This window comes from Kitasatospora cathayae (genome assembly GCF_027627435.1).
GTDB classification, from domain to species: Bacteria; Actinomycetota; Actinomycetes; order Streptomycetales; family Streptomycetaceae; genus Kitasatospora; species Kitasatospora cathayae.
The window spans coordinates 538668-550567 of record NZ_CP115450.1; the positions used below are offsets into that span (position 1 = coordinate 538668).

General features: G+C 73.5%; 11 protein-coding genes. 4 read left to right on the forward strand and 7 right to left on the reverse strand.

What is annotated here, in order from left to right; translation table 11 throughout:
* Nucleotides 1–173: 173 nt before the first annotated feature.
* Nucleotides 174–752 carry a dienelactone hydrolase family protein gene (locus O1G21_RS02635; protein WP_270140385.1) on the forward strand — a complete coding sequence of 193 codons (579 nt, stop codon included), beginning with the start codon at nucleotides 174–176 and terminating at the stop codon, nucleotides 750–752.
* Between the two features lie 11 nt (nucleotides 753–763).
* Here the strand turns inward: O1G21_RS02635 and O1G21_RS02640 are convergent, their stop codons facing one another.
* The gene (locus tag O1G21_RS02640; protein WP_270140386.1) at nucleotides 764–2308 is read right to left on the reverse strand and encodes an IucA/IucC family protein; all 1545 of its coding nucleotides are present in this window, start codon (nucleotides 2306–2308) and stop codon (nucleotides 764–766) included.
* Nucleotides 2309–2356: 48 nt separating this feature from the next.
* Here O1G21_RS02640 and O1G21_RS02645 point away from each other — a divergent pair, with 48 nt between their 5' ends.
* Both O1G21_RS02645 and O1G21_RS02650 read left to right on the forward strand, forming a co-directional pair.
* Entirely contained in the window at nucleotides 2357–3883 is a 1527-nt protein-coding gene (locus tag O1G21_RS02645) for an IucA/IucC family protein (protein WP_270140388.1), read from the forward strand.
* Between the two features lie 4 nt (nucleotides 3884–3887).
* Entirely contained in the window at nucleotides 3888–4730 is an 843-nt protein-coding gene (locus O1G21_RS02650; RefSeq protein ID WP_270140390.1) for a TauD/TfdA family dioxygenase, read from the forward strand.
* Between the two features lie 57 nt (nucleotides 4731–4787).
* On the opposite strand, the gene O1G21_RS02655 is transcribed toward O1G21_RS02650, so the two are convergent.
* Both O1G21_RS02655 and O1G21_RS02660 read right to left on the reverse strand, forming a co-directional pair.
* Entirely contained in the window at nucleotides 4788–6338 is a 1551-nt protein-coding gene (locus tag O1G21_RS02655) for an FAD-dependent monooxygenase (RefSeq protein WP_270140391.1), read from the reverse strand.
* Nucleotides 6335–6949, reverse strand: a complete 615-nt coding sequence (locus O1G21_RS02660; protein WP_270140393.1) for a PadR family transcriptional regulator — start codon at nucleotides 6947–6949, stop codon at nucleotides 6335–6337. The genes O1G21_RS02655 and O1G21_RS02660 overlap by 4 nt, the downstream gene beginning before the upstream one ends.
* Nucleotides 6950–7242: 293 nt before the next feature.
* Between O1G21_RS02660 and O1G21_RS02665 the strand changes: the two genes are divergently transcribed.
* On the forward strand, nucleotides 7243–9240 hold the full coding sequence (locus O1G21_RS02665; RefSeq protein ID WP_270140395.1) for an aldehyde dehydrogenase family protein: 1998 nt from the start codon (nucleotides 7243–7245) through the stop codon (nucleotides 9238–9240).
* A 199-nt stretch (nucleotides 9241–9439) separates the two neighbouring features.
* Here O1G21_RS02665 and O1G21_RS02670 read toward each other — a convergent pair whose 3' ends face one another.
* The 4 genes from O1G21_RS02670 to O1G21_RS02685 are packed head-to-tail and all read right to left on the reverse strand — an operon-like array spanning nucleotide 9440 to nucleotide 11898.
* Entirely contained in the window at nucleotides 9440–9640 is a 201-nt protein-coding gene (locus O1G21_RS02670) for a hypothetical protein (protein ID WP_270140397.1), read from the reverse strand.
* A gap of 8 nt (nucleotides 9641–9648) precedes the next feature.
* A complete protein-coding gene (locus O1G21_RS02675) occupies nucleotides 9649–10398 on the reverse strand; it encodes an SRPBCC family protein (protein WP_270140398.1) in 750 nt (249 codons plus the stop codon).
* A 16-nt stretch (nucleotides 10399–10414) separates the two neighbouring features.
* A complete protein-coding gene (locus O1G21_RS02680) occupies nucleotides 10415–11677 on the reverse strand; it encodes a cytochrome P450 family protein (protein WP_270140399.1) in 1263 nt (420 codons plus the stop codon).
* Between the two features lie 5 nt (nucleotides 11678–11682).
* Nucleotides 11683–11898 carry an MbtH family protein gene (locus O1G21_RS02685; RefSeq protein WP_270140401.1) on the reverse strand — a complete coding sequence of 72 codons (216 nt, stop codon included), beginning with the start codon at nucleotides 11896–11898 and terminating at the stop codon, nucleotides 11683–11685.
* Nucleotides 11899–11900: the final 2 nt, after the last annotated feature.

The window sequence follows — 11900 nt, forward strand, 5'->3', positions numbered from 1 at the left end:
CGCCCCATCCCAATCAATAGGGTGTGACATATCACTTTGAAATTGCAGTCGGCCCTTCGGATGCGGAGCGACAGCGGCCGCGGCACCCCGGGCCGGGCAACCGCCGGTGTCAGTACCGCGCGTCATACTCGTGCCGCGGCGCCGCCCGGGCACCGCGGCACGAGGAGAATGACATGGCTGAGGTGCTGGTCTTCCACCACGGACACGGATTGACCGCCGGCGTCCGCGAGTTCGCCGAGCGGCTTCGACGGGCCGGGCACCGCGTCCACGTTCCGGACCTGTTCGAGGAGCGCGTGTTCAGCCGGCTCGACGAGGGCATCGACTACGCCGAGAGCATCGGGTTCGGCACGGTCGTCGAGCGCGGGACGGCCGCCGCCGAGGAGCTGCCCGCGGAGCTCGTCTACCTCGGGTTCTCGCTCGGCGTGCTGCCGGCGCAGAAGCTGGCCCAGACCCGCCCCGGCGCCAAGGGCGCGCTGCTGCTGGAGGCGTGCCTTCCGGTTTCGGAGTTCGGCGGTGCCTGGCCCCAGGGCGTCCCCGTCCAGGTCCACGGCATGGACGGGGATCCGTTCTTCGCCGGGGAAGGCGATGTGGACGCGGCCCGCGCGCTCGTCGGGACGGCACCGGCTGCCGAGCTGTTCCTCTATCCCGGAGACAGGCACCTGTTCACCGACAGCAGTCTGCCCTCGCACGACGAGCACGCGGCGGCGCAGGCAACCCGTCGGGTGCTCGACTTCCTCGCCCGCATCAGGTAGCCCAGCAGGCCTCAAGGGTGGCCGACCAGCGGGTTGGGGACGGGGACGTAGCAGGGTTCGGTACCGTCCGCGTCGATCCAGCGGGACAGCAGGTTGGCCTTGCACGGGACCGTTGCCGCGGCGAGCAAGTTCTCGGCCGCCGGGAGGCCGAGCTCCTTGTCGCAGCGTTGGACCGCCTGCCGCGCCAGCGACCACAGGGCCTCCGCGGCGGCGGGGAAGCGCTGGGTGAGGGCGTCGGCGATCCCGGTCAGGTTGTTGACGACGAGACAGTAGGTCAGGCGCTGCCAGGCGGCCTCCCGGGGCGTCGCGGGGATCGCCCTGGCGCCTTCGGCGTCGCGGAAGAGGGCCTGCACGGGCAGACCGTCCGGGCCGACGGCGATCAGCGTGTTCTGGAGGTGGCACTCCACGGCGATGCCGTGCCGGGCGTAGGCCTCCAGCACGGGCGGGACCACGCGGTCCAGGTAGGCCGACCACCACAGCAGCGGGTCGGTGAGGCGGTCGAGCGGATCGCCGTCGAAGCCCTCGGTGAGGGCCGCGGCCAGCAGTGCGGTGGCGCCCGGGAGCAGGTGCTCGTCCAGGCCGTCGCGGACCAGGACGGGGAAGGTCTCCTCCAGGCCGCGAACCGTGCGGTACCCGCGTTCGCTCAGCCACGCCGCGGGGTCGCCCATGGCCCGGAAGGCCGCGGTGACCAGCGGGTCGGTGCGGCGCACGTGGCGCAGCTCGTGCCGGCGGATCCGCCGGACGTCGTTGGTGATCTGCACCTCCAGGCTGAACTTCAGGAACAAGTCCCCGGACGCCCCGGGGCGTTCGGCGCCGCCGGGGACGTGGACCGTGCGCACCGAGGCGGTGGCCCGGGCGTCCCAGGGCGTGTGGCCCAGGTGGACGAGGCGGCCCTCGGTGAAGGCGGCGCGCACCGCCGGCAGGTGGCGGGTGAGGTCGAACTGCCAGGGATGGACGGGGAGCAGCCGGTACCCGTCGGGTGCCCGGCCCAGGGTGTCCACGGCGCGGGTGTCGCCGTCGTCGACCGCCGCGTCCTCGCGCACGCCCAGCAGGACGAGCGGGAAGCGGGCGTGCGTCTCCGGTGCGTAGCGCAGCCAGGAACCGGGCGGGCCACCGCCGCTGCGGGCCTTGGGGGCCGGGTGGTAGGGGTGGCCCATGACCAGGGCCTGCTCGGAGCGCAGCCACACGCTGTCCGGCGGGACGGTCCGGGAGCGGGCGGCGAGGAGGGCCTCGACGACCTCACGGCCGGCGGTCATCTCGGCGGCCAGGGCGGCGTTGGAGTGTCCGGTGACGGCACGCATCTCCTGGGCGGCGAGGTCGATCAGGCCACTGTGACGCACGGGTTGCCAGGTCGTGCCGGTCCAGAGCTCGGGTGCGCCGGAGCGGTGGCCGGTGCGCACGCGCAGCAGCCGGCCGGTGGCGCGCAGGCGGTGGACCGCGCGACCGGCCGCGGGTTCCGAGGCCGGTTCCGAGGCCGGCAGGGCGGCTTCCCTGAGCAGACAGTTGAGCAAGGGCGCCATGGCCAGGGCATCGGCTTCGCGGGCGAAAGTATTCATCGAGGAGCAGTATGTGTGGCGGTCGTCCGCCCGCGGTAGAACAACGGGGTGTGCGACACATCCGCCGAACGCGAGCTTGCCGAGGAACTGGAAAGCGTTCGACCGGAATTGACGTCCGCCTACCTCGCCGCCCTGCCCGGGGCCCGGGCTACGGTGCTGGCCCGGCTGTGGCGCGGGCTGGTCCATGAACCGCTGCCGTGGATCGCGGCCCGTACTCGCGGAAGTGCCGGGATCTCGATCCGACTCGCCGACGGGCGACGGCTGCACGGTCCGCCGTCGGATCCGTGGGCAACGGGGACTGCGGTCGCCGTCGTGGAGCTGGACGGCGTCCCGTACGACCATCCGGCCCGGCTGATGGCGGCGCTGCCCGTACCCGGCGGCGCCCCGTTCGCCGCCGAACTCGACCACAGCGTCGCCTCCTTGGCGCTCTCCCGGACGGCTCCTCCCGCGGCCGGGCCGCCGTCGGAGCCCTGGGAGTGGGAGCAGCGGTCACCGGACGGCCACCCGTACCACCCCACCTGCCGCTCCCGGCCCGGCTTCTCGGCCGCCGAGCAGCTGGCCTACGCCCCCGAACACCGGCCGGTGGTCGGTCTGCGGCTCGCGCCCGTGACGGGGGCGATCGTGCGGGGACCGTGGCCCTCCCAGTGGCGGGACGGGGACACCGTGCTGCTCCCGGTGCACCCCTGGCAGGCCGAGCACGTCCTCGCCGGCCGGCCGGTGCTGTCCGGCCCGCCAGCCCATCCGTTGCTGTCCCTGCGGACGCTCGCCCTCGACCGCCGGATCCATGTGAAGACCGCGTTGAGCGCCCGGCTCACCTCCCAGGTGCGGGACATCTCGGCCTATTCGGTGGACCACGCGCTGGCCACCTCCGAACTGGCAACCCGGGTCGCGGACCGGCTGGACGGCCGACTGCACGTCACCCGGACACTGGCCGCCGCCGGGGCGGGCACGCCGGAACTGGCGGCGGTCCTGCGCGAATCACCGTACGTCCACGCCGGGACGGACGAACAGGTGATCCCCGTGGCCGAGCTGTCCGGGCACCTCGCCTCCCTCAGCCCGCGCGAACGACGGGCGCGCGTCACCGACTTCGCGCGGTTGGCCCTCGGCGTCTGCCTGGACCTGCTCGACCTGGGGGTGGCCCTGGAAGCGCACGGGCAGAACCTCCTCGCGGTGGTCGACCTGGAGCTGCGGACCCGGAGACTCGTCTACCGGGACCTCGCCGACATCCGGGTCAGCCCCGCCCGGCTGGTCCGCCACGGCTTCCCCGCACCCCCGATCACCGGCCGGCTCCTCGAGGACGACCCCACCGTCCTGCGCCGCAAGGTCCTCAGCTGTCTGATCACGGGCGCACTGGGCCCCCTCGCCGGGAACGCCGCGGAACTGGGCGACCTGCTCGACGCCGCCACCCGCGACCTCCCCCCGGCCCCCGACCTGCTGGCACTGCGGACGGAGCAACTGCCGGTCAAGGCACTGACGATGATGCGGCTCTCGCCGGCGGGCGACCACTGGGCGCTGCTGCCCAACCCCGTCACCACTCGATTCGCCGGTTCGTCAGCAGGTGCCGCGGAAAGGTGAACAGTTGTCCCAGCCCTCCCCCATCGAAGCACCCACGGCGTGGAACGGCCACGAACTCAGCGAGGCGGACTGGCTGATCCCGCTGCCACCCGCCTGCTCACGTGCGCTGGGCGGACGGCGGGAGCACGCGGCACCGGCACTGGCCGAGCTGGCCACGCGGGTCACCCAGCGGGTGCGGAACGGCCGCGGGTTCGTCGTCCTCCGAGGCCTCCCGGTGGACGGTCGCACCGACCAGGAGTGCGCCGCGATGTGTCGCCGGCTCGCCGCCTCGCTGGGCACCCCGAGGCCGGCGGACCCCGGTGGCCTCATCACCGTGGTCGACAACGCCGGACTGGGCAAGACCAACCTCGCCCTCACCCCGCACACCGACCGGACGCCGGCACCCCATCCGCCGAAACTGCTCGGGCTGCTGGCCGTACGGCCGGCGGCACAGGGCGGAGAGACCCTCCTGGCCAGCGGCCACACCGTGCACAACCGGCTGCTCACCGAGGATCCCTGGGCCCTGCCCCGCCTCCACCGGGACTTCCACTTCGGCCGGGGGGCCGGCTTCGACCGGCTCCGGCCCGTCTTCCAGCGGGACGGCGCCGAGCTGCGCGTGCACTACAACAGGCGCGGGATCGAACGCGCCCAGCACGAAGCCGGCGTGCCCCTGACCTCCGAGGAGCGGACGGCCCTCGACGCCGTCGACCGGATCCTGTCCGACCCGCGCACCCTCCTTCGCATCCCCCTGCGGCCGGGAGACCTCCTCTGGCTGGACAACACCGTCGTGCTGCACGGCCGCACCGCCTTCACCGACCCACCCGACCCGTCCGCCCACCGCTGCCTGGTCCGGGTCTGGGCGGACTGAGAAGTGCCGTGGCCCCGGCCCGAGTTCGGAGGCCGCCGGACCGCCACGGCACCGGTGTCACGCCTGTTGCCCCGCCCGCGGTTCGGTGGCGATCCGACCCCGGCCGAACCAGCGCGCGAGGTTCTCCCGCAGCTCCTCCGCGGCTGCGTCCCCCGGTGTCGACGGGGCGCCGATCCACGCCGCGTGCCCGTCCGGGCGGACGAGGACCGCGTGGGCGCGCTCCAGGGCGTGCGGGTGGGTACGGGCGGTGGTGACCCGGTCCGCCCATGGACGGGCGGCGGCGGAGAGGGCGTGCGAGCTCGCCGAGCCGTCGAGCAGCAGTGCGCCGCCGGGCGACCGGGTCAGCAGCGCCGTGAGGCTGTCCTCGCCGTCCTGCCCCAGCGGGACGTCCGGCACCATCCGTCCCGCCCACGGGTGTCCGGGGTCTCCGGAGGCGGGGTAGCGGGTGCCGACCGCGGTGATCGCCTCGGCCAGCGGCCCGGCCGTGTCAGCGGACCCGGCCAGCTCGGCGAGCAGGTCGCGGACGGGGGCCAGGTGGTCCTCGTCCCCGTTCGCCTGGGCGAGCACCGCCTGCGCGCGGGTGTTGCGGAGCAGGCGTTCGCCGGCCGCGTGGCGCTCGTCGTGGTAGGTGTCGAGCAGCGTGGCGGCCGCCTGCCCGCGCGTCACCAGGGCCAGCTTCCAGCCCAGGTTGACGGCGTCGTCGATCGCCGCGTTGACGCCGATGGCGCCCGCCGGGGGGTGGATGTGCGCGGCGTCGCCGGCGAGTAGCACCCGGCCGGTCCGGAACCGCTCGGCGAGCCGCGCCGCGTCCCCGAACCGGGTCAGCCACAGCGCCTCGGCGATCTCGGCCCGGTGTCCCAGCGCGGCGTCGACCGCGCGTTGGAAGGAATCGAGCGGCACCGGCTCGTGCGGGTCCGCGGGCGGTGCGGGATCGGCGGTGATGAGACGGACGTAGCCGGGGCGCGGGATCGCGAACACCGAGCGGCCGTCGGGTCCGGTGTTGGGGCCGAACGAGACGGCCGACGGGTCGGCGAGGGTCACGTCCCCGAGCAGGGTGAACTTGCGTGCGGGTGTCCCGGGGAAGCCGATCCCGGCCGCCTTGCGCACCGTGCTGCGGCCCCCGTCGCAGCCGACCAGCCATCGGCAGCGCACGGTCGACGGGCCGTCCACGCCGTCCACCTCGACCGTCACGCCGTCGTCGTCCTGTCGCAGCCCGGTGAGGCGCCGGCCGCGGACCAGGCGCGCGCCCGACCCCACGGCCCACTCGGCGAGCAGCTCCTCCACGCGGGTCTGGGGGATGCCGAGGGCGTAGGGGTGCTTCGTGCGCATGGCGGCGAGGTCGAGGCGGGAGGGGCCGACGAAGATCGTCGTCGGGACGGTCGGCCCCTCGGCGAGGAAGCGGGCGGCGAGGCCCCGGCGGTCGAGCAGCTCCAGGCTCCGGGCGTTGAGGTTGAACCCGCGGCAGAAGCCGGGCGGTTCGGGCTCCCGCTCCAGGACCAGCGCCCGCACCCCCGCGCGCGCCAGCTCCCCGGCGAGCGTCAGCCCGGCCGGCCCGGCTCCGGCGATCAGGACGTCGACGACCTCGTCCTTCGACGCGCCGTCACTCATCGTCCGCCCCCTTCCGGCCAGGTCAGCGTCCCGCGCTCGATCTCGTCGGCGGTGCGCTCCACCCAGGCCAGCTCGGCCTGTGCCATGGCGGCGGCGTACTCGGCCTCGATGACGAACAGGCGCGGCGCGTTGTGCTCCTCGCGGGCCGCGCGGTAGCCCTCGGCGTCCTGCGCGATCCGCTCCCGCAGCGCGGCGGCCCGCTCGCGCAACGCCGCCGCGGCGCGGACGCGGCCCAGCGCGCCGAGGTATCCGACGGCGGAGAGGAACCGCGGGTACTCGGGTGAGGGCTCGCGGATCAGCTCGTCGAGCCAGTCGGTGAAGCCGTCCCGCCCGGCGGGGGTGTGGCGGTAGACGGTGCGGGCCGGACGGTTGCCGACCTGCTCGGTGCCGTCCGCCTCGATCCACCCGTCCCGCGTGAGCGCGCGGACGGTGTCGTAGAGCGATCCGGTCGTCAGCTTGAACGCTCGGTCCATGCCGCGCTCACGGAGCGCGGCGGCCATGGCGTGGGGGTGCATCGGCTGCTCCAGCAGTAACCCGAGTACGGCGAGGGCGAGGGCGTTGGCGGGGCGTTTCGGGGGCCTCTGGACGGCGGGGGGTTCAGGAGTGGGCACGGGGGCTCCAGTGCGTCGGCTCGGCGATATACTTGGAGTCGATTACTTGGATCCGAGCATATGGTGCCGCGATACCGGGCGCAAGGGTGTGAGCCCTGGGAGCGGGCGCGAGCACCGCACCCGCCCCGGCTCAGCAGGCGCTGGAAGGTGCGCCGACGGTGGGCGGGGTGACACTGGCCATGGCTCGAGCACAGGCAGGATTGGTTGACAACGCCAACCATTGAGCCTACCGTCGAAGGCATTACTTGAGATCTTCAACCATCGAAGATCTCAACTCGTTCTGGAGCACCACCATGACCGCCGCCCTCTTCGTCGTCACCGGAGCCACGCACTGGACTCTCGCCGACGGCACCATCCACCCGACCGGCTACTGGGCCGAGGAGCTCGCCGAGCCGCACCGCGTCTTCCGCGAGGCCGGCTACGAGATCACCATCGCCACCCCCGGCGGTGTCGCGGCCACCGTCGACCGCGGCAGCCTGACCGCTGCGGCCAACGGAGGCCAGGAGCGGGCCGATGACATCGCCCCGTACCTCGACTCCATCCGGGCCTCGCTCACCAGTCCCGCCAGGCTGGAGGACGTCGACCCGGACGCCTACGACCTGGTCTTCTACCCCGGCGGCCACGGCCCCATGGAGGACCTCGCGGTCAACGAGGCGTCCGGCCGGATCCTCACCCACACCCTCGACTCGGGCCGGCCGCTCGGCGTGGTCTGCCACGCACCGGCCGCGCTGCTCGCCGCGCGCCGCGCGGACGGCAGCTGGCCCTTCGCCGGCTACCGCATGACCGCGTTCACCAACGCGGAGGAGACCGCGGCCGGCCTGGCCGACCGCGCCGAGTGGCTGGTCCAGGACCGTCTGGTCGAGCTGGGCGCCGACTTCGCCGAGGCCGCTCCCTTCACCCCGCACACCGTCGTCGACCGCAACCTGTACACCGGGCAGAATCCGGCCTCCTCCGCGGCGCTCGCCCACCGGCTGGTCGAGGCCCTCGCCACCGACGCCGGCACCGTCGTGAAGCGGCTGCGCGCCACGTTCCGGTCCGGGCGCACCAAGCCGCTCAACTGGCGCCTCGGCCAGCTGCGGGCCTTGCGCTCGCTGCTCACCGAGCAGTCGGAGGCTCTCCTGGCCGCCCTCAACGCCGACCTGGGCAAGGGCGCCGCCGAGGCGTACCGCACCGAGGTGGCCTTCACCGTCAACGAGCTCGATCACACGGTGAAGCACCTGGAGGAGTGGCTGCACCCGAAGCCGGCCGCCGTTCCCGACGCCTTCCTTCCGGCCGAGGCCCGGGTGGTCCGCGACCCGCTCGGCGTGGTGCTGATCATCGCCCCGTGGAACTACCCGCTGCAGCTGGCCCTCGCCCCGCTCGTGGGCGCCCTGGCGGCCGGCAACACCGCGGTGGTCAAGCCCAGCGAGCTGGCCCCGGCGACCTCGGCGGCCATCGCCCGTCTGCTGCCCCGCTACCTCGACCCGCAGGCCGTCGCCGTCGTGGAGGGCGCCGTCCCGGAGACCACCGCACTGCTGGAGCAGCGCTTCGACCACATCTTCTACACCGGCAACGGCACGGTCGGGCGCATCGTCATGGCGGCCGCGGCCAAGCACCTCACCCCCGTCACCCTCGAACTCGGCGGCAAGAGCCCCGTCGTGGTCGAGCCCGGTGTCGACCTGTCCGTGACCGCGCAGCGGATCGCCCGCGGCAAGTTCCTCAACGCCGGCCAGACCTGCGTCGCCCCCGACTACGTACTGGCCATCGGCGACACCGCCGCCGCACTCGAGGCCGAACTGGCCGCCGCCGTCCGAGCGACCTACGGCGACGACCCGGCCGGTGACCCCGAGTACGGGCGGATCGTCAACGAGCGCCACTTCGACCGTCTCACCGCTCTGCTCGCCGAGGGACGCGTCGTCACCGGCGGCGACCACGACCGCGCCACCCGCTACCTCGCACCCACCGTGCTCGCCGACGTCTCGCCCGCGGTTCCCGTGATGCGGGAGGAGATCTTCGGACCGATCCTGCCGATCATCACCGTGCCCGACCTCGACGCGGCGATCGCCTTCATCAACGAGCGCGACAAGCCGCTCGCGCTGTATGCCTTCACCGAATCCGACCGCACCAAGCAGCGGCTGGCCGCGGAGACTTCGTCCGGTGCGCTCGTCTTCGGCCTGCCCGTGTCGCACCTGGCGGTCCCCGAGCTGCCGTTCGGCGGCGTCGGCGAGAGTGGCATGGGCCGCTACCACGGCGAGTACTCCATCGACACGTTCAGCCACTCCAAGGCGATCCTCGACAAGCCGCTCGGCTGAAACCGCAGCGGCACTCTCGGACACCGTCGGAACCGTCGGGCTTCCGAGTGACGACTGTGATCAGCGCGTCCGACCGCCTCTGGTGCGCCGGATCCCTGGAGGCCAACTACCTGGAGGTGGGCCCGAGTCCGCCGCGCCCGACCGAGGCCGCTCCGCAGGCCGGCCCGGGCGCGGTGCCCGGGCCGGCGGCTGGGGCGGGCTACCAGCGGCCGCGCGGCGGCGTCGGGTTGAGCTTGGCGGCGAGTGCCGAGAGGAAGGTCGGGAGCTTGTCGACCATGGCCTTGGGGACCGGGGTGGTCTGGACGGTGTCGCGCCGCACGTCCTGGACGACGAGCGTGTAGGTGCCGTTCTCCTCGACGAGTTCGGCGGCGTAGAGCAGGGTTGCGGTTGAGGTTTCCATCGCGGGTCCTAGGCTTGGGTGTCGTTGAGCCAGGCGTTCCACGCCTTGGTGGCCCGCTGCTCGTCGGCGTCCTCGGCGAACAGGTGGTGGCCCAGCCAGATCGGCACGTTCCAGGTGCTGCCGTTGAAGAACCGGTAGAGCGCGTCCGGGCCGCGCAGGCCGACGAAGTCGGCGCTGAGCCAGTCCACGACCACCTCCCGCGAGCCGCCGTCCGTACCGGGGAGGTCGAGCGTCAGCCGATCGCCGACGGCCACGTCCGCGGGGAGGCCGAGGCGGCGGCGCAGGGCGGCGAAGTCGGCCGGGTCGGCGGTGGGTTCGGGGCGCTGGGCCCTGACGTAGACGGCGGGGCGGCCGGCGAAGTGCCGGAGGTACTCGGCGAGGGCGTGCTGGTAGAAGTCGACGTGCTTCTCGGCCGCGTCCGACTTGGCGTCCCACCGCCAGGCGTCGTCGACGACGCCGGTGTGCACCCAGTGGATCCCCATCCGCAGGTGGCTCGTGCCGCCGTCGACCCGCTCGATCTGATAGCTGAGCGTGTTGGAGAACCCGCCGTCCTGGGTCGCCCGCACGGCGAAGTGGTGCGGCGGTTCCCACGCCACGACGGTGGAGTCGCCCCGGGTGGCCCTTCCGCCGACGCGCGGCTCGACCTCCATCGGGTACAGCCAGCCGAGGTTGCCGGCGCCGGTGGCGACCGCGGCCCAGACCTGCTCGGGCGTGGCCGGCAGGTCCTGTTCCCGGCGGACCTCGAACTCTCGGGTCATGATCAGTTCTCCTTCGTCATCGTTCAGTTGTGAGGTAGGTGACCGGGAGGGCGCTCAGCCGGCGTTGCAACGGGTTGGGCTGCCAGTCGAGCGCCGCCTCGTCGGCCAGCCGCAGCTGCGGCAGCCGACGGACCAGTGTGCCGATCGCCACCTCGGCCTGGAGCTTGGCCAGCGGGCCGCCGAGGCAGAAGTGCGGGCCGTGACCGAAGCTCAGGTGCCGGTTGTCGAGGCGGGTCAGGTCGAGCCGGTCCGGGTCCTCGAAGCGCTCGGGGTCGCGGTTGGTCGCGGCGAGGAACAGGTACGCCAGCTCGCCCTCCCGCAGCGTCCGCCCGCCGATCTCCAGGTCCTCCGCGACGACCCGGACGATCGCCTGGGTCACCGTGTCGTAGCGGGCGAGTTCCTCGACGGCGCCCCGGATCAGCCCCGGGTCCGCGCGCAGCCGGGCCAGCTGGTCGGGGTGGCGCAGCAGGGCGAGCACGCCGTTGCCGATCAGGTGGGTGGTGGTCTCGTCGCCGGCGGTGATCAGGACGAAGCAGGTGGACAGCAGTTCGGAGTCGGTGAGCCGGTCGTCCTGCGCCTGGGTGGCGACCAGGGCACTGATCAGGTCGTCGCCAGGGTCGGTCCGGCGCCGGCGGACGAGCCGGGCGAGGTACTCCTCGTACTGCCCGATCGCCTCCTCGGACTTGTCGATGTCCTCGCTCAGCCGGCCGAAGCGGCGGAACCAGGTCTCGACCTGCGGGAGGTCCTCCGGCGGGATGCCGAAGAGCTCGCAGACCACGGACATCGGCAGCGGGGCGGCGACCGCCTCGATCAGGTCCATGGCCGGGCCGGCCTGGACGGCCCGGTCGACCAGCTGGTCGACGATCCGTTGGATGCCGCCGCGCAGGGCTTCGACCCGCCGGGCGGTGAAGGCGCGGTTGGCCAGCCTGCGCAGCCGGCCGTGATCCGGCGGGTCGGTGTTGGTCATCACCCGGCCGAGCCGGTCGGTGAGGCGGCTGAAGGCCTTCAGGTCTCCGCCGAGCGCGGCGTAGGCGTGGGTCATCCGGTCGCGGTCGTTGGAGAGCCTCAGGTCGCCGAGGGCGGCCTCGACGTCGGCGTAGCGGGTGAGGTACCAGATGCCCTGGGCGCTGCGGTGGACCGGGTCCTCGCGGCGCATCCGGGCGTAGAACGGGTACGGATCCCGCCGGGCCTCGGGGGTGAGCAGGTCCGCGGCGAGGTCGTGGGGCGGGGCGAGGCCCGCGGTGGAGCGGGCCTCGTCCGTGGTGTCGGTGAAGGTCACGTCGGCTACCGCTGGGCGTCCATGGCCTCGGCGAGGCTCCTGGGCCGCATGTCGGTCCAGGACTGCTCGACGTGCTCCAGGCAGGCGGCGTGGGTGTCGGGGCCGTGGGCGACGGTCCAGCCGTCGGGGACGTCCGCGAACTGCGGCCACAGCGAGTGCTGGTTCTCGTCGTTGACGAGCACGAGGAAGGTGCCGTCCTGGTCGTCGAAGGGGTTGGTCATGG